General features: G+C 52.5%; 19 protein-coding genes and 2 pseudogenes. 6 read left to right on the forward strand and 15 right to left on the reverse strand.

What is annotated here, in order from left to right:
• The first annotated feature begins 97 nt into the window (after positions 1-97).
• From QMZ30_RS22155 to QMZ30_RS22165, 3 genes are read left to right on the forward strand one after another with little or no spacing between them, the layout of a single operon-like run.
• On the forward strand, positions 98-877 hold the full coding sequence (locus tag QMZ30_RS22155) for an IclR family transcriptional regulator (RefSeq protein ID WP_283216820.1): 780 nt from the start codon (positions 98-100) through the stop codon (positions 875-877).
• Positions 867-2,273, forward strand: coding sequence for a YfcC family protein (locus QMZ30_RS22160; protein WP_283216819.1), 1,407 nt, complete (start codon positions 867-869; stop codon positions 2,271-2,273). Before QMZ30_RS22155 ends, QMZ30_RS22160 begins: the two co-directional genes overlap by 11 nt.
• Before the next feature lie 12 nt (positions 2,274-2,285).
• The gene (locus QMZ30_RS22165) at positions 2,286-4,112 is read left to right on the forward strand and encodes a CocE/NonD family hydrolase (RefSeq protein WP_283216818.1); all 1,827 of its coding nucleotides are present in this window, start codon (positions 2,286-2,288) and stop codon (positions 4,110-4,112) included.
• Between the two features lie 200 nt (positions 4,113-4,312).
• Here the strand turns inward: QMZ30_RS22165 and QMZ30_RS22170 are convergent, their stop codons facing one another.
• Complete coding sequence (locus tag QMZ30_RS22170; protein ID WP_283216817.1) at positions 4,313-4,570, reverse strand: hypothetical protein; 258 nt, start codon at positions 4,568-4,570, stop codon at positions 4,313-4,315.
• 147 nt (positions 4,571-4,717) lie between these two features.
• On the opposite strand from QMZ30_RS22170, the gene QMZ30_RS22175 reads away from it, so the two are divergent.
• Positions 4,718-5,605: an aldo/keto reductase gene (locus QMZ30_RS22175; RefSeq protein ID WP_283216816.1), complete on the forward strand. Its 888-nt coding sequence runs from the start codon at positions 4,718-4,720 to the stop codon at positions 5,603-5,605.
• An 88-nt stretch (positions 5,606-5,693) separates the two neighbouring features.
• Positions 5,694-6,326 carry a glutathione S-transferase family protein gene (locus QMZ30_RS22180; protein WP_283003300.1) on the forward strand — a complete coding sequence of 211 codons (633 nt, stop codon included), beginning with the start codon at positions 5,694-5,696 and terminating at the stop codon, positions 6,324-6,326.
• A 398-nt stretch (positions 6,327-6,724) separates the two neighbouring features.
• Here the strand turns inward: QMZ30_RS22180 and QMZ30_RS22185 are convergent, their stop codons facing one another.
• From QMZ30_RS22185 to QMZ30_RS25940, 13 genes and pseudogenes are all read right to left on the reverse strand, one after another.
• Positions 6,725-7,435: an alpha/beta hydrolase gene (locus tag QMZ30_RS22185; protein WP_283003299.1), complete on the reverse strand. Its 711-nt coding sequence runs from the start codon at positions 7,433-7,435 to the stop codon at positions 6,725-6,727.
• A gap of 134 nt (positions 7,436-7,569) precedes the next feature.
• Entirely contained in the window at positions 7,570-8,016 is a 447-nt protein-coding gene (locus QMZ30_RS22190; RefSeq protein WP_283003298.1) for an ester cyclase, read from the reverse strand.
• Positions 8,017-8,205: 189 nt separating this feature from the next.
• On the reverse strand, positions 8,206-8,475 hold the full coding sequence (locus QMZ30_RS22195) for an Ada metal-binding domain-containing protein (protein ID WP_282981190.1): 270 nt from the start codon (positions 8,473-8,475) through the stop codon (positions 8,206-8,208).
• Positions 8,438-8,680 (reverse strand): hypothetical protein, encoded by a 243-nt coding sequence (locus QMZ30_RS22200; RefSeq protein WP_283228967.1) that lies wholly within the window; start codon positions 8,678-8,680, stop codon positions 8,438-8,440. Before QMZ30_RS22200 ends, QMZ30_RS22195 begins: the two co-directional genes overlap by 38 nt.
• A gap of 9 nt (positions 8,681-8,689) precedes the next feature.
• Positions 8,690-9,358, reverse strand: coding sequence for a DNA oxidative demethylase AlkB (alkB, locus tag QMZ30_RS22205; protein ID WP_283003297.1), 669 nt, complete (start codon positions 9,356-9,358; stop codon positions 8,690-8,692).
• A gap of 7 nt (positions 9,359-9,365) precedes the next feature.
• Positions 9,366-10,103, reverse strand: a complete 738-nt coding sequence (locus tag QMZ30_RS22210; protein ID WP_282981187.1) for a 2OG-Fe(II) oxygenase — start codon at positions 10,101-10,103, stop codon at positions 9,366-9,368.
• Positions 10,100-11,164 carry a bifunctional DNA-binding transcriptional regulator/O6-methylguanine-DNA methyltransferase Ada gene (gene ada / locus QMZ30_RS22215; protein ID WP_282981186.1) on the reverse strand — a complete coding sequence of 355 codons (1,065 nt, stop codon included), beginning with the start codon at positions 11,162-11,164 and terminating at the stop codon, positions 10,100-10,102. The genes QMZ30_RS22210 and ada overlap by 4 nt, the downstream gene beginning before the upstream one ends.
• Positions 11,165-11,223: 59 nt before the next feature.
• Complete coding sequence (locus QMZ30_RS22220) at positions 11,224-12,096, reverse strand: alpha/beta fold hydrolase (RefSeq protein ID WP_282981185.1); 873 nt, start codon at positions 12,094-12,096, stop codon at positions 11,224-11,226.
• Between the two features lie 113 nt (positions 12,097-12,209).
• Positions 12,210-12,332 (reverse strand): hypothetical protein, encoded by a 123-nt coding sequence (locus tag QMZ30_RS22225; RefSeq protein ID WP_283228968.1) that lies wholly within the window; start codon positions 12,330-12,332, stop codon positions 12,210-12,212.
• Between the two features lie 143 nt (positions 12,333-12,475).
• Positions 12,476-13,114, reverse strand: coding sequence for a DNA oxidative demethylase AlkB (gene alkB, locus QMZ30_RS22230; RefSeq protein ID WP_282981184.1), 639 nt, complete (start codon positions 13,112-13,114; stop codon positions 12,476-12,478).
• 7 nt (positions 13,115-13,121) lie between these two features.
• Entirely contained in the window at positions 13,122-13,862 is a 741-nt protein-coding gene (locus QMZ30_RS22235) for a 2OG-Fe(II) oxygenase (RefSeq protein WP_282981183.1), read from the reverse strand.
• A pseudogene (locus tag QMZ30_RS25935) lies at positions 13,859-14,125 on the reverse strand (methylated-DNA--[protein]-cysteine S-methyltransferase); the annotation flags it as partial. The pseudogene QMZ30_RS25935 and the gene QMZ30_RS22235, both read right to left, overlap by 4 nt.
• Positions 14,126-14,131: 6 nt before the next feature.
• Positions 14,132-14,386, reverse strand: a pseudogene (locus tag QMZ30_RS25940) (hypothetical protein); the annotation flags it as partial.
• A 256-nt stretch (positions 14,387-14,642) separates the two neighbouring features.
• Here QMZ30_RS25940 and QMZ30_RS22245 point away from each other — a divergent pair.
• Positions 14,643-15,314, forward strand: a complete 672-nt coding sequence (locus QMZ30_RS22245) for a DNA-3-methyladenine glycosylase family protein (RefSeq protein WP_283003295.1) — start codon at positions 14,643-14,645, stop codon at positions 15,312-15,314.
• A 43-nt stretch (positions 15,315-15,357) separates the two neighbouring features.
• On the opposite strand, the gene def is transcribed toward QMZ30_RS22245, so the two are convergent.
• Entirely contained in the window at positions 15,358-15,858 is a 501-nt protein-coding gene (gene def, locus QMZ30_RS22250; protein WP_283003294.1) for a peptide deformylase, read from the reverse strand.
• Positions 15,859-15,872 lie beyond the last annotated feature (14 nt).

A 15,872-nucleotide genomic window follows, 5' to 3' on the forward strand; every position in this document is an offset into this window, starting at 1 on the left:
ATTTCGGTGCATTCTTGTATCTGCATGAACAATATGCGAGTCTGGTTCTCCATTAAAATGAAACAACGGTTCGCCTATCAAACCATGCAGAGGCAGTATGGAACATCTCGTTGCGAGTGTGGATATCGCGCTCAGGCTGATGAATATCATTGCTGAAAAAGGCGCAATGGGTCTTACAGAATTATCCAGAGTGAGCGGCATCAATAAATCCCGCGTCTACAGGCTTATGTGTACGCTGGAAGACAGGCATTACATCGTTAAGTCCGGAGAACCGGTTGTTTACAGGCTGGGTTATCAGGCTCTTGTGGTAGGGCGAAGCGCAAAAGAGCAGAACACTCTCGTCAGGCTCGCAGGTCCGATCCTCGACCATTTGCAGTCAATGCATGATGAAAATCTTCAGATCCGGGTCCGTGAGCATGATGAAATGGTACAAATTATGTCAAGGGCTTCAATGCAACCATTACAGGTAAGAAGCCGTGCAGGAAATCGCAGAAGGCTTGGCGAGGGCGCTTCCGGCGAAGTGCTTCTGGCATTTGCTCCACAGGCGGTGCAGGAAATCTTTATCAGAGAAAATGAAAACGGCATCGGATTTACGGATTATCTGAATAACATTCGTGAGAAAAATATTGCCATCACCAAAGGTGCTATAACGCCGGGGATATGGGCGTTTGCCGTCCCGGTTTTTGATGAAAATATGATGTGTGTTGCGTCTATGAGCCTTAGTGCGCCTGCTGAGCGAGCGATGAATAAAGAGAGGCAGTTCATAAAGTCTCTTGTGACCTGTTCATGCGAGCTCTCTGCTGAATTAGCCTGTCCGAAAGAGCACCTGGAGAGGGCGTATACGGCCCTCAATCTGGAGAGCGAAAATGACTGCTGAAATAAAAAATGCATTACAGGAAAAAAAGAATACTAATCCTTCTCTTGTTTTACTTGTTGTCTTGATTCTGGCGGTAGTACTGACGTGGATAATTGATTCCGGGGAATATCAAAGAAGTGATAAAAAAATCATTGCCGGCACATATCACGTTATTAATAAAAACCGCACGCCTGAAAATATTCTTGGTTTGTCTTCGGGAGAGCCCGATACACAATCAGCTTCGCCGGCTGGAATAATTCAAGCGCTTCGATCCATACCGGAAGGAATAATTAAACAATCCGGTTTAATCATCATGGTTCTGTTTATTGGAGGGATGTTCGGCATTCTTAACCAGACCGGAGCCATAATGAAAGGGCTTGAAAAAGTACTTTATATTACCAAAGGCAGAATTATTGTTCTTGTGCCTGCGCTCATGCTCTGCTTTTCGGCAGGGTCTACCTTCCTGGGATTAGCAAAGGAATACTTGCTGCTGGTACCCCTTGTTGTCGGGCTTTTAGCCCGGATAGGTTTACCTGCCATCTATGGCCTCGGGATAGTCGCCATCTCTGTAAAGCTTGGATACATGTCTTCAGTTACCAATCCCTACGCGCTGACCATCGCACAGCCGCTGGCAGGCGTGCCACTGTTTAGCGGTATGCCTCTGAGAATTGGCGGTTATATCATTTTTCTTATAACTGGCGTTCTGTTTATGATTATGGCGATACGCAGACACGGCTGTCTGCCATATCAGCGGGAAACAGGGGGCGAAACGACCCTGACCGGCAGACAGCGTATGCTTCTTTTGCTGCTGATATCAGGTGTAGCTGCAATGGTTTTTGGCGCGCAAAAATGGCACTGGAAAAACAATGATATTGCTGCCTGGTATCTTTTCATGAGCATTGTAATATCCGCATTCTCCGGCATGAGCGCTAACGCATGCGCTGATGCTTTTGTTGAAGGAATGAAGAAGACGCTTATTGCAGCTTTACTTATTGGACTCGCAACCGCCGTTGAAATTGTCCTCACTAAAGCTCAGGTTCTGGATACGATTATTTTTAATCTGTCTAATCTGGTGAGTAATCACGGCCCGCTGGTATCCGCATACAGTATGTTTACAACTCAGCTAATACTGGATTTTGCTATACCTTCTACCTCCGGTCAGGCGGCTGTGACCATGCCTGTCATGGCACCGCTGGGTCAGTTATCAGGAGTATCAGCCCAGAGCACCGTGCTTGCTTTTTTGCTGGGGCACGGCCTGACAAATTTAATAACACCCACATCAAGCGGACTGTTAGTGCTTCTGGCCGCGGCACAGGTAGGCTGGGCTCAGTGGGCGAAATTCATTCTTCCTCTTTTCTTTATATATGCCCTTATGGCAATCGGCATGCTCAGCTTTGCAATTTACACGGGATACTGACCGGAGAATATAATGATTACTGACGACCGTCATATGATGAACGTAATGATACCCATGCGCGATGGGATAAAATTATCAACGGATATTTATCTTCCTTCCGGCACAGGCTGCTGGCCGGTTATTATAGAGCGTACACCTTACGGAAAAAATAAATACTCACGTTCAGAATCCACTTCTGATGGAGCGAAAATCTCCAGGACGGAGATGGCGCGGTCTTTCACGGACAGAGGGTATGTTCTGGTTATTCAGGATTGCCGGGGACGATATGAATCTGAGGGTACTTTCATTAAGTATACCGGTGAAGGGGAGGACGGGTTCGACACACTTTCATGGCTGGCCAGCCAGCCGTGGTGCAACGGAAAGATAGGCAGCATGGGACTGTCCTACGCCGCGCATACTCAGCTGGCAATGGCCTGCCTTAAGCCTCCTGCACTGTGCGCTATGGTTCTTGATTCCGGCGGTTTCAGTAACGCGTGGGAATGTGGAATACGCCAGGGAGGTGCATTTGAAATGAAACAGGTCACCTGGGCATACAGACAGGCGAAGGAAAGCCCCCGCGCCAAAGGGGACCAGCGGATCCGCGATGCACTTGACAATGAAAATATTACAGACTGGTTCAGACGATTTCCCTGGTTTCCGGGGCATTCACCTCTTCGGCATGTGCCGGAATATGAGAGCTACCTGTTTGAACAATGGAATAACTGCGATTTTGATGAATACTGGAAGCGCAACGGTATCTGGGCACAGGGCTGTTATGACGATCTGCCGGATATTCCGGTTTTATTTATGTCGAGCTGGTATGACAATTATGTCAGTTCTACGCTAAACAATTTCCGGGCCTTCGGTAAAGGTAGCCACAGGCACAGGCTGATTATGGGGCCGTGGTTACATGGCGACAGAAACCAAAGCTTCAGCGGTGATGTGGATTTCGGAGAACAGGCCTGCTTCGACGGAAATATTGAAACCACCTGGCTTGAATGCAGACTCAAATGGTTTGATAAAACCATCCGGCATTCCGAAAACGACAAAATAATCCCGGATGTTTCTGTGTTTTGTATGGGCGGCGGGACCGGAAAAAAAAATCATCAGGGCCGACTCGACCATGGAGGAAAATGGCTTCACAGTGATAAATGGCCCCTGCAGGGCACAACTCAGAAAACATTCTGGCTTGATGCGGGAGGAAAACTTGCCTCAGAAAAACCCGCCGCGCAGAACTGCATAAATTACCTCTCCGACCCCCGCAATCCAGTGCCCACTATAGGTGGATCGCTGACCTCAGGATTACCCGTGTTCAGGGGAGGGGCATTTGATCAGAGAGAATATCCGGAATTTTTTGGCACCCGGGGAGATGGCTTACCCCTCAGCGCCCGCGCAGACGTGCTGGCTTTTCAGACAGCCGTACTTGAGCAGGATCTTCTCGTTGCGGGAGAAATCGCCGTTACGCTATGGGTAAGCAGTGATGCGCCTGATACCGATTTTACCGCCAAGCTTATTGACGTCTATCCTCCGAATGAAGATTATCCTCAGGGATATGCAATGAATATTACTGACGGCATAATCAGATGTAGATACAGAAACGGTGGAGAGCCAGCCGGGGACATTACCGGCGACAGGCAGATTGAGTTGGTTATCACACCTTTTGCGACATGCAACCTGTTCAGGGCTGGACATCGTCTCCGACTCGATATCGCGAGCAGTAACTTCCCCCACTTCGATTGCAATCCAAATACGGGCGTTAAACCCTGCGATGGACGAGTAACCCGGATTGCCCGCAACACCGTCTGGTTCGGAAATCATACCCCCTCACATCTATCCTTGTTAGTGCTGGAAGCCACCTGAGAGCGTTTTAAATAGTTACTGATTTGTTCAGGAGAATGAATTTAAACTTGTAAGCTGGACATTATGCGTCAGCAGAACAAGTGGCTCCGTTCCTGTAGCCACTTGTTCTGCTGACGAAGAGGCCTTTAAATGGCCTCGTTCTGGGGGACTTAATATCTGTGTGAGGCTGCCGGCGCAGAGAATTAAAATTGCTATATCGCTTATTTTCCTTCACCAAGGTTACCCTGCCCTGAAGTGCAGAATTCTTTTAGATAAAAATAAGCCAGCAATATTTTCGCTTCATCCTCAATGCCATTAACGTCCACATTTATTCTTTTTTGTAAAAGCTTACATGTGTTTTCAAAATCCTCCCCGCGATGACAGGATAGCATCCGTACTGAACTTATTAACTGCTCTTTTTTTTCCGACGGACTATAACCACTGCTTAAAATAACTTTCGTTATGTTCGCATGACTCATCTTCACTTTCCTCATTGCAGAGTAAAAGAAAGGGATAGCATCCTTTTAAACTGCATTCAACTTCGTTTATTGAAAAGCAATAAACAGAGAGTTCATGTCTGGCGTATCAGTACACTGCTTATGAGAAATACACACAATGGAGTTCCTATGACAGAGATAAACGCATCGGCATCCGGTCAGTTCACGCTGGGTGATATCACGATAAATCGACTGGGCTATGGCGCAATGCGCATTGTCGGGGACGGCATCTGGGGAGCGCCGGCAGATAAAAAATCCTGCCTTGAAACACTGCGCCGCTTACCGGAAATAGGGGTTAACTTCATCGATACGGCTGACAGCTACGGTCCTGATATCAGTGAAGAACTCATCCGGGAAGCGCTACATCCTTACGACAACCTGTTGATTGCCACCAAGGGCGGATTTACCCGTCACGGTCCGAATGTCTGGAAACCGGTTGGCCGGCCTGAGTATCTTCGCCAGACCGTTCTGATGAGCCTCCGCAAACTCGGAGTTGAACAGATTGGCCTTTGGCAGCTGCATCGTGTTGACCCTCTTGTTCCCGCTGATGAACAGTTTGGTGTTATAGCAGAAATGCAGAAGGAGGGGCTGATCAGGCACGCCGGCCTGAGTGAAGTCAGTATTGAACAGATTCAGTGTGCACAACGCCACTTCCCGGTAGTGTCAGTTCAGAACATGTTTAATCTCGTTACCCGCACACATGAAGACGTGCTCGATTATTGTACGGAAAACAATATCGGATTTATTCCATGGTTCCCGTTGGGAGCAGGGGATCTCGCCAAGTCAGGGTCGTTACTCGACACGCTCTCCAGAGAGAAGGGTTACAGTCCGAGCCAGATCGCCCTTGCGTGGGTCCTGAAACGAAGCCCGGTCCTGCTGCCTATTCCGGGCACAAGCAAAATCCGCCATCTCGAAGAGAACGTGGCGGCGGCCAGTGTTCACCTTACGGACGAAGAGTTTCGCCTGCTGGACCAGCTGGGACGCGAGGCGCCAGAAACGCCAGGACCAGGGGCCTGATGAGGCCGGGTCATCCGGGGGAAACGACGCCCGGATGGTACATCCCTGCACAGCCGGTTAAAGGCTGTGCTAATAAGGAGGAACGAATATGTACACGCTGTATTACTGGCCAGGCTATTGCTCGCTGGCGGCGCACATAGTACTGAACTGGACGGGAGCGGATTATGTTCTTGTAAAAACAGATGAAAAAACCCGCCGTTCGCAGAGTTTTCTGATGATGAACCCATCCGGTACCGTTCCGGTGCTGAAAGCAGACTTTCCCGGAAAAAAATGGACGCTGAGTCAGAACATTGCCATTCTGTTCTGCCTGGCACAGGAGTTTCCGGAGGCCGGACTGCTGGGAGACCCTTCTTCACGGGGAGAGATCAGCGTCCTGCGCTGGCTGGGCTACATTAATTCCGATGTGCATAAGACGTTCACTCCGCTGCTCCACCCTGAACGGATACCCGGGACCGCCGACGTGAAAGCGGAGGTGAAAAGCAAAGCGCTGCAGACGCTCGTTCATCATCTCGGCATACTGAACGATGCGATGGGTAAAAACCGCTGGCTTGTGAATAACAGGCGCTCCGTGGCTGACCCTTATCTTCTGGTCATTCTGCGCTGGTCTAAAATGCTCGACGTAAAACTGACAGATTATCCTTCGCTGGACCGCTTTTATAAGCACATGGGCAGGGATGATAGCGTGACTGCGGCGCTCAGGCAGGAATCAACTGAGCTGTAATCGCGTCAAACTCCCCCGCATGGCACTTCCGGTTTATCGGGAGGCGCCATGTTCTCACTTTAAAAAGCATATTCAGTCCTGTCGCTGCATAATGTGTAGACGCCGGTGAGACGTGTTCAGGATAAATATCGGGGTCCTTCAGCGCGCAAGAAATCCTGAACGCCCTCACTGCTGATAAAAAACCGCCCTTATCCGGAGCCGACGCCGTCCTCCCGGCGCGGGTACCGGCACAGACCGGCGAATGAATCGGACCCGGCTGACACCCTCTTCACAAGCGCCCCCTTTGCGCATGTTCATTTAAGCAAACCCGGTAAAAGGCATGAGTTTTTAAACGATCCGCACTGACTGGCATTATTCTCTGCCGGGTAAGCATCCTGACAGTAGAGGGGTAAATGTCCTCAGCGCTTTTCTGTTTTTACAGGCGGTTCTTTTTGCTCACAGCCGATCCTGTCCGCAGCCAGGCAGTAATGTAGTGCATCCTCCACAAACGTACCCGGCACGGAGTGTCCCGCCTGATGGAAACGGAAAATAAGGTTGTTGTTATTCACCTCTAGCTCACGCGCCATGCGCTGCGTCATGCAGTAGGGTAAGACTCTGTCATTATCTGCATGACTGATAAAGATATTTTTCCCCGTAACGTTTCCCAGATAAAATCCCGGTGACCAGGCAACGATGTGGGTAACCTCAGCACAGCGCCCTCCCAGGCTGAGCGCATAGGATGCGCCATCGGAAAAGCCTGCCATCACAATATGTTTGTCATCTATCGTGTACCGATTCTTCAGCCACGCCAGCTGCCGGACAACAGCGTCTGCATCCTCACCCCATCCGCCGCGCAGCAGATCCCATGAATCCGCACCGGAGCGGGGAGCAAAAAGAATGAACCGGAACGTCTCCGACAGGTTATGCAGCTGAGCCAGTGCACCTCCATCTTCGCCGCCCGCTCCGTGGAAGAAGATAACTAAGGGAGCTGGCGCGCTGCTTTTGAGTGAAGGAAGCGATAAGGATGCTGAATAATCCGACAGCGTCAGCGTGTATCGCTTAACGGCGGTCGTGTCGGGTTCATGCATGGACGGGAACAGATTGCTGCTGATTTCATCAGATTCATTCATTATGATTCTCTGAAGACAATGAAAAAAGCCAGGATGTTATTCCCGGCTTTTTCTGAGGGTATCGGAGCTGACTGACCGGCAGACACTACACGTCCTTCCCTGGAAGACACAGCGCCGGTTCAGTCACGCAGACATCAGCTGGTTTTTTTTACCAGGCCCATCTGCAGAAGTGCGTCAATAGCACCTTCCTGACCCACTTCGGATTTCACCTTACCGTTTTCAATTTCGATAATGGTGGTGCCGGTGAAACGAATGACCTTACCGGAATTGGCCGGCAGAGGTCCACCGAATGGCGACTCAGTGAAGGCTTTACCGGTATGCGTACCGCCGCCGTCCCAGGTGGCAACCACTTTATTACCTTCTTCGATCAGCTCACCGGTTGCCCAGAAGTTCAGATCCTGGAAAGATTCACGGAAGTCAGTCAGCATGGCGATGACCGCTTCCGGACCGCGGAATTCACCGTGCATTGGATAGTGGAAGAAAATATCATCCGCCGCCAGTTCGCGAATAACTTCCGGGTTATAGTTTGCACCCCAGACTGAATCAAACCATTTGGCGACCAGTTCTTTATTTTTACTCATAATCCCTACTCCTGTTATCTTTAGTCATGCGGCTGTCGTTCACCGCGAGGTTAAAGATACCGACTTCGTCTTTATGAAAACCTCTGTTTCTTGCTAACTGAATATATTTTTCGTGAGTTTATGGCAAAGGAAAAAAATAAAAAAAATCAGGTTTTACTTTCCTGAAAATGACGCGACGATAACTGGCGGTTATTCAGGACGGGTCTGCGACGCTTTCCATTCCCGATATTTTTCTTTCATGCAGGTTCCGCAGGGACGATAGCCGGCGGCGATCGCCGTCATTTCATCCGCAAAGAAAACGCGGTGTTTGACATAGTGGCCCTTTGCCAGCGCTCTGAGCGCAGCCGGACAGTCCATGCGCCCGTAAATCTTATTCCTGCGATGGCCACCAAGCCGCCCCGGAGTTCGGCTTTCATAAGGTTTACCGTCGCTCCCCAGCAGGGTCCATGATGTTTTCATCGTCACTCCAGTTGTTATCAAGTATGGACAGGGCGTACCGGCACACCGCGCGCCAGTGCGGATCACCCGTAAAGTCAAAGGATGACAGGCAGGCTTTCAGATTGTCGTCACTGACCGTAATGCCCTTCAGATGACAGCGAATGACCATTTCGCCCAGCATGGCGGCAACATCGCTGACGAACGCTCTTTCATGACCGGATGTCATATTCATTCCTCAGTGCGTCCTGACTCGCCTGAACGTCAGGTTAAAGCGAACGCATTCTGTCGACGGCCAGGGTGGGATCCCGCCCTTCAGCGGCAGAACGCCGTGGTAGTTAAGGCGGGAGGGGCCTCCCCAGACCATCACATCGCCCTGTGTGAGAATATATCGGGCGCATGCCTGTTCCCGGCTCAGCCCGCCGAACAGGAAGACGGCCGGCAGTCCCAGCGACACGGAAACGATGGGTTGAGACATATCGCGTTCGTTTTTGTCCTGATGCAGGGTCAGCCTTGCGCCCGGGGAATATCGGTTGATCAGACAGGCGTCGGGGCTGAACGACGGATATCCCGCCGCCGCGGCTGCCATTTCTGCCAGCTGACGGAACTCGCCGGGCATGGATGGCCAGCTCCGCCCTGTGTCAGGATCGGTTGCCGTATACCGGTACCCGAATTCGTCGCTCATCCAGCCCAGATCTCCGCAGCTGGTCATACTGACTGACATAACGTGTCCGCCAGGGGTGCGGAGCTGTCTGAATGGTGCCATGCTGGCTATAGTGCTTATGCTTCCAAGCAGCCGTGCTGTGTCGTCACCGGCGAATCCCCGCAGAATAGTGGCGCCCGGCGCGACCTTTTCTTCCCACTGTCGCACCATGCTGTCATCATCTGAAAAGAGATCCTCTATCATAAGGGGATCACTGAGCGTCGTGGAAAATCACGCCCAGCGTATGGCGCTGGCCGCTGCGTATTTTGCTGACGCCGTGTCGCATATTGACGCGATAAATGCCTTTAGTGCCCTGTACCGGTCGGTGATGAACGGCGAAAATTACCGCATCTCCCTTACCAAGGCGCACCACTTCGGGCCGCGTCTGCATCCGCGGACGCTGCTCGGTCATGACAAATTCACCGCCGGTAAAATCAACGTCCGGTTCAGAAAGCAGAAAGGCCACCTGCAGCGGGAAAACCAGATCGCCGTATAGATCCTGATGAAGGCAATTGTAATCCCCCTGCGCATACTGTAACAGTAACGGCGTCGGTCGGGTCTGACCTGCGGCGTGACACTTTTCAAGATAAGCCTGATGAGTTGGCGGATAATGTACATCAATATTCATCAGGGTGTTCCACCGGTTGGCAATGTCTGCCAGTCCCGGATACAGCTCTGTGCGCAGCGTCGTAACAGGGTCCGGTAGCGGATAGCTGAAATATTTGTATTCCCCTTTTCCGAATCCGTGCCTTGCGAGATGGATATGCGTACGGAAGCGATCGCCGTCCGGGTACAGTGCGGCGAGGCCGTCACAGAGTTCCGGAGTGAGCAGCTGCGGCAGACGAGCACACCCAAACGCAGAAAGCTCTTCGCTGACGGAGTCCCAGTTAATTTTGCCTAGCCGATCCTGCAGCAACGTTGTTGCCGGCCCTTGTGCTGTATTACTCATGATACTTTTGCCTCTTTATTCAGAAGGGCACGCTTACGCTCCACGCCCCAGCGGTATCCCGACAGGGCACCGTCATTTTTCACGACGCGGTGGCAGGGGATCGCCACCGCCAGCATGTTAGCCGCGCAGGCGCCGGCTACGGCCCGGACAGCTCTGGGTGATCCTATCCGCAGCGCAATATCGGAATAACTGACCGTTGCGCCAACGGGAATATCGCGCAGAGCCTGCCAGACGCGCTGCTGAAATGCCGTTCCCCGGATATCCAGCGGTAAATCCAGTCCGAGTTCCGGTGCCTCAACGAATCCTACGACCCGCGCAACGAGTTTCTCAAAATCAGCATCTCCTCCCACCAGATCGGCCTGCGGGAATTTATCCTGCAGATCCTTCAGCAGGGCGTCCGGGTCCTCGCCAAGCAGAATGGCGCAGATCCCCTTGTCGCTCTGCGCCACCAGAATGTCACCCAGTGAACAGATGCCCAGTGCAAAATAGATGGTTGTGCCCTTCCCCCCCGCCCGCCACGTTTTGGGCGTCATTCCCAGCATTGCCGATGAATTTTCATAAAAGCGGCTGTTCGAGTTAAAACCGGCATCGAATATGGCGTCCGTCACGCTGACATTGTCGTTCAGGGCCTCGCGCAGTCGCTGATTACGGTGTGCGCTGGCATACGCTTTTGGCGTCAGTCCGGTTATTGACTTAAACAGCCGGTGGAAATGAAACGTACTCATGCCCACGTGAACGGCGATATCGGCCAGCGCTGCCTCTCCCTCGCACGCTTCAATATACCGGCAGGCTTCCGCAATCCTGGCAGAGTGATCGGTTTCCAGTTCCGGTTGTCCCCGACGCAGGCGTTTACTCGGGCGGTACCCCTGTGCCTCCGCGGCTTCCGGCGTGTCGAAGAATTCAATGTTTTCGCGTTTCGGCAGGCGCGCCGCGCCGGAAGGCTGGCAGTAAACGCCGGTCGTGCGTACGCCATACACAAAATGACCGTTAGCGTCTTTATTACGCTCAACAATAGCCTGCCAGCGCGCATCATCCGTTGCCCACTGTGATACTTTGTTCATATGTATACCTGTTATCCGAGACCCGGTCATAGCCACCGGCTGACCGGGTCTGCCCCGCATCAGGCCGCTGAATGCTTCACAAAAAAGTCACGCAGGGCCTGGTTAAACGCGGCGGGTTGTTCCTCCGGGAAAAGCATTCGCTCACCCGGCAGTTCAATACACTCCCGCGTACCCGGCAGCGTCTTCGCAAGCCAGCTGGCCCACTGTGCGGGGAAGAAGGGATCATCGGTTCCCCACACAATCAGAGCCGGTGCGGCAACCTGCTGCAGTGCTTTTTCGATGCGAACGGTCTGCTGATTGTCAAACGCCAGTACAAATCGTTTGAGATTTTCTACCGTGTTTTCGCTCCGAAGCAGTGGCCCGATATAGGCCTGTACCGTTTCGTCAGACACGTTCTCAGGCCGGGCATAGGCAAGCCCGAAACCGGTCTCTGCGCGGTAGTTATCAGGATGTTCAACCATGCCGCGAAGCGTGTCTCTGAGCCCTCCGGCTTTAACCATGTCGAGAAAACCGGAGAACGACTGCGGTGGCCAGTTGTCATGGACGTCACCGTTGGTCAGTACAAGACTTCGGACGCGGGACGGATAACGCACGGCGAATATCTGTGCTACCCCGACACCGCTGTCGCTGGCAACCAGATCGACGGCGTCAATATCAAGGCTGTCGAGAAAAGCATCCAGCATGTCAGCCTGTGCTTCAAAAGAGACGTTCTGCGAAACTGGCGTTTCCGTATGTCCATGGGCCATCAGGTCCACCGCAATACAGCGCCGGATATCACTGAGAGCCGCCAGCTGATGACGCCACAGATAACCATTAACCATCAGCCCGTGAACGAAAAGGGCCACGGGGCCGTTCCCCTGTTCGGCATAGCTGATGGTACCTTCTGGGATCGTTACCGTACGGCGGAGTGCATCAAATTCTGTATGCGTCATAATTCACCTCTGTTATCAGGCTGGCCTGACGGCCGGCGATGTCATTACTGTCAGGCTGCTATTGTGGTGAAATGCTCACCGCAGGACACTCCGTCTTTTGCTTTTTAATTTTTTCAGGCCAGCCGGGTTACGCCATAAGGACCGAAAATATAAATACGTCCGTCGGTAAAGTGCAGTTGCGGGCAGTTGCCATGACAGACCCATTCAGCCAGTCCCGCGTCAGTGTACGTCTTCATTGCGTCCATTGCGGTCTGCCGCTCCTGGCCGAGAGGAGCCGTCATCTGATATACAGCCGGCCTGTCAGGGCTGGCTGCGCACCCGGCGTGGCGGGCTCCATTAGTATTGCTCATTATGCTTCCTGTTGTTCCTGACCCGCGCCTCAGTGTGCGCGGCGAAATGTCAGGTTGATACGTTGACTCCCCATCCGTTCGTGGTGACCTTTTTTAAGCGTCCGGATGCCGTGGTAGAACATCCGCGAAGGCCCCCCCCATACCACTACGTCCCCATGCTCAAGAAGATAGGGAGTAACGGGAGCGCTGCGTGTTCGCCCGCCGAAATCGAACGTGGCAGGCAGCCCCAGCGAAAACGAGACGATGGGATGAGTAAAGTTCTTTTCGTCTTTGTCCTGATGCAAAGACAATCTGGCACCCGGTATATAACGGTTGATCAGACACGCATCGGAACAGAAGTCGTGATAGCCCGCGACAGCGGCGGCCTGCCGGGCCAGCTGGCTGTAAAGGGCGGGCATTTCAGGCCAGGCATGCCCCGTCTCAGGATCGGTCTCAGAATAACGGTATCCCCGTTCATCGGTTACCCAGCCGCGCGGCCCGCAGTTGGTCATGGCTACTGACATGCGATACCCGCCAGGCGTGACCATGTGCCTGAATGCGGACAGGTCAGTAATACGTTCAAGATTGCGCAGGAGTTCCTGCTCATGTTTAAGCAGAAATCCTTTGAGAAGCACTGCGCCTTCGCTCATCCGGATGAGCTCGTTACCGGAAGAAGATAGCTGTGTCATAGAGGTCTCAGGTCTGGGCGTCATGAAATATGATCCCGGCCGTATGGCGGGTTCCCCTGTGAAGCCGGCTTACGCCATGTCGCATAGCCACTCTGGCATAGCCCCTTGCGCTTTTTACCGGTCGCTGATTGACAGCAAAAACAACGGCATCTCCCTGCCTCAGGGGCACAACCTCAGCCCGGGACGCCATCTGGCTGCGCTGTTCGGTAAGCATAAATTCGCCGCCTTCAAAATCCCGCCCGGGTTCGGAAAGCAGGATCACGACCTGCAGCGGGAAAACGTGTTCACCATAAAGATCCTGATGCAGACAACAATGATCTCCGTTGTGATATTCAAGCAGCAGCGGGGTCGCCTTCTGCTGTCCGGCATCCCGGCATCGAGACAAAAACTCGGCGTGATCGCGCGGGTAGCGTATTGTCAGACCGAGTTTTTCCTGCCACGTATTAGCGATGTCGGCGAGGCCCGGATAAAGTTGCGTACGCAGCGTTTGCGTCAGGTCCGGCAGCGGATAACGAAAATACTGATACTCGCCCCGTCCGAATCCGTGCCGGGCCATAACCACGCGTTTGCGAAAGCGGTCGCCTTCGCTGTAAAGGGCGGCCATGGCTGAGCATTCTTCACGAGTCAGGATGCCGGGGAAAACAGCGCTCCCCTGGGCATCCAGTTCCCGTCTGATAAATGTCCAGTCCACAGCTTCACAGCGTGACGGCACATCACCTGCCGCAGATAACGGAAATGCCGGATTCATAGCACGATCTCCGAACTGAGCAACTGACGTTTACGTCCAATACCCCAGCGGTATCCAGAAAGCGAACCATCTTTACGGATAACCCTGTGACAGGGGATTGCTACGGCGATAACGTTCGCAGCACAGGCGCCGGCCACGGCCCGCACTGCGCCCTTATCACCCAGTTCTCCCGCTATCTGCTGGTATGTCCGTGTTTCACCCGCCGGAACAGCCCTCAGCGCCTTCCAGACGCGCTGCTGAAAGGGAGTACCGCGCACATCCAGTTTGAAACGCCGGGAGGAATCCGGGTGACTGATGTATGCCGCCACGTCCTGCGACAGGCTGCTCAGCGCGTGATTCTCTTCTGTCAGCTGCGCCCGGGGAAAAGTCTGCTTCAGCTCAGACAGCAGTGATTCCGTTTCGTCAGCCATAAAAATGGCGCACACGCCTTTCTCACTGGTGGCCACAAGGAAATAGCCCAGCACAGACTGTGCGATGGCATAGCGAATTTTTTCGATTGAAGTGTTCATATTCACCGTCTCCATATTAAGGGAACACAGTATGGCCTCTGCGCCTTCAGCGAACTCTCCGGCTCTTGCTTTCTGATTTTTTATATCTGCCGTTTTCGTTTTATGAGCTTCCGGCAGTTCTTTTTCGTTCAGATAAAACAAAAAATCACTCACGGTCGGTGCAGTCCGCGTCGCAGATACGATGCTGCTGAAGAATAGAAAGCAAATAACGGGATGAAAAACTATGGGGTGCGGGTAAGCTGCGGCACTTTTAGTAAAATGAGATATAACGATGTCTGAAATCTGTGAAGCTTCTTACGAACGGGCCTCTCTCTGGCTGTCAAAGCAACCCGAATGGGCATCCCTTATTACACGCGTTGGTCCATGTGGTCATCAGGCTAAGCCGGAAAGAGAGCCCTATGAAGCTCTGATACGCGCTATAGCCTACCAGCAACTGACTGCCAGAGCGGGCGATGCCATTCTCGCCAGGCTGCGCGCGGCGTTTATGACTGAGGCTTCCGCATTTCCTTCACCAGCTCAGCTTGAGAATGCCAGCCCGGAACTCCTGCGTCAGTGCGGTTTTTCTACCCGAAAAGTCGCGACTCTCCAGGCTATAGCGCAGGGGGCGCGGACCGGTCTCGTTCCGGGAAGAAAAGAAGCGGTCATGCTCAGTGATGAGGAGCTTGTCGCCCGGCTGACATCGCTGAAAGGGATCGGGCGATGGACGGTCGAAATGCTGCTTATCTATACGCTTGAGCGCATGGATATCATGCCGCTTGATGACTTCGGTATCGCAGAGGGGCTGCATTTTCTTTATGCGCCTGAAGGTGTGTTGTCCAGGAGGGAACTCCGGATACTCAGTGAAAAATGCGCGCCTTACCGGACTGTGGCGTCCTGGTATCTTTGGCGTATACCGCAGCTGCCTGGCTATCGCGAATTCAAAGCCTCCAGACCAGGACGTTAAGCAATAAACCTGCGCAGAAGGCTGCTCGCGATCTGCAATCACTTCACTTATATAACCTGGAGGGATTTCCCCGCCTGATTTTTTGTCTGAATTTTACTGGCTGGTAATCGCTGATTAATATTCCATTGAGATGATCTGTCTCATGCATTATCGCTCTGGCCAGCCAGCCATCAGCTTCACCCTCAATATGATTGCCATAAACATCACGGGCACACCAGATTATGCTGACCGGCCTTGAGACCGGACACCACACAGCATTCATCGAAAGGCAACCTTCGTTTTCGGTAGAACGCTGACGACTGACGGACTTAAGGACGGGATTAATTAAAACCATCGCACCGGAACGTTTCCCTTCAGCCATGATGGCAATCACCCTGAGCGATACCCCCAGCTGAGGAGCAGACAGGCCAATGCCGTCATAATGATACATAGTATCTTTAAGGTCATCTGTCAGAAGAACGAGCTGTTCATCGAAAATTTCAACCGGCTTAGCCCGCTTGCGTAATACAGGATCCGGAAACTGTCGGATATTTTTTACGGCCATTTTTGTTCTTTCCT

This window comes from Pantoea sp. EA-12 (genome assembly GCF_030053355.1).
GTDB lineage: Bacteria > Pseudomonadota > Gammaproteobacteria > Enterobacterales > Enterobacteriaceae > Pantoea > Pantoea vagans_C.

Excerpts from the sequence above, each read along its gene's own strand:
- QMZ30_RS22155 (WP_283216820.1), top strand. The coding sequence starts at position 98 with ATGGAACATCTCGTTGCGAGTGTGGATATCGCGCTCAGGCTGATGAAT.
- QMZ30_RS22160 (WP_283216819.1), top strand. The coding sequence starts at position 867 with ATGACTGCTGAAATAAAAAATGCATTACAGGAAAAAAAGAATACTAAT.
- QMZ30_RS22165 (WP_283216818.1), top strand. The coding sequence starts at position 2,286 with ATGATTACTGACGACCGTCATATGATGAACGTAATGATACCCATGCGC.
- QMZ30_RS22170 (WP_283216817.1), bottom strand. The coding sequence starts at position 4,570 with ATGAGTCATGCGAACATAACGAAAGTTATTTTAAGCAGTGGTTATAGT.
- QMZ30_RS22175 (WP_283216816.1), top strand. The coding sequence starts at position 4,718 with ATGACAGAGATAAACGCATCGGCATCCGGTCAGTTCACGCTGGGTGAT.
- QMZ30_RS22180 (WP_283003300.1), top strand. The coding sequence starts at position 5,694 with ATGTACACGCTGTATTACTGGCCAGGCTATTGCTCGCTGGCGGCGCAC.
- QMZ30_RS22185 (WP_283003299.1), bottom strand. The coding sequence starts at position 7,435 with ATGAATGAATCTGATGAAATCAGCAGCAATCTGTTCCCGTCCATGCAT.
- QMZ30_RS22190 (WP_283003298.1), bottom strand. The coding sequence starts at position 8,016 with ATGAGTAAAAATAAAGAACTGGTCGCCAAATGGTTTGATTCAGTCTGG.
- QMZ30_RS22195 (WP_282981190.1), bottom strand. The coding sequence starts at position 8,475 with ATGAAAACATCATGGACCCTGCTGGGGAGCGACGGTAAACCTTATGAA.
- QMZ30_RS22200 (WP_283228967.1), bottom strand. The coding sequence starts at position 8,680 with ATGACATCCGGTCATGAAAGAGCGTTCGTCAGCGATGTTGCCGCCATG.
- alkB (WP_283003297.1), bottom strand. The coding sequence starts at position 9,358 with ATGATAGAGGATCTCTTTTCAGATGATGACAGCATGGTGCGACAGTGG.
- QMZ30_RS22210 (WP_282981187.1), bottom strand. The coding sequence starts at position 10,103 with ATGAGTAATACAGCACAAGGGCCGGCAACAACGTTGCTGCAGGATCGG.
- ada (WP_282981186.1), bottom strand. The coding sequence starts at position 11,164 with ATGAACAAAGTATCACAGTGGGCAACGGATGATGCGCGCTGGCAGGCT.
- QMZ30_RS22220 (WP_282981185.1), bottom strand. The coding sequence starts at position 12,096 with ATGACGCATACAGAATTTGATGCACTCCGCCGTACGGTAACGATCCCA.
- QMZ30_RS22225 (WP_283228968.1), bottom strand. The coding sequence starts at position 12,332 with ATGAAGACGTACACTGACGCGGGACTGGCTGAATGGGTCTGTCATGGC.
- alkB (WP_282981184.1), bottom strand. The coding sequence starts at position 13,114 with ATGACACAGCTATCTTCTTCCGGTAACGAGCTCATCCGGATGAGCGAA.
- QMZ30_RS22235 (WP_282981183.1), bottom strand. The coding sequence starts at position 13,862 with ATGAATCCGGCATTTCCGTTATCTGCGGCAGGTGATGTGCCGTCACGC.
- QMZ30_RS22245 (WP_283003295.1), top strand. The coding sequence starts at position 14,643 with ATGTCTGAAATCTGTGAAGCTTCTTACGAACGGGCCTCTCTCTGGCTG.
- def (WP_283003294.1), bottom strand. The coding sequence starts at position 15,858 with ATGGCCGTAAAAAATATCCGACAGTTTCCGGATCCTGTATTACGCAAG.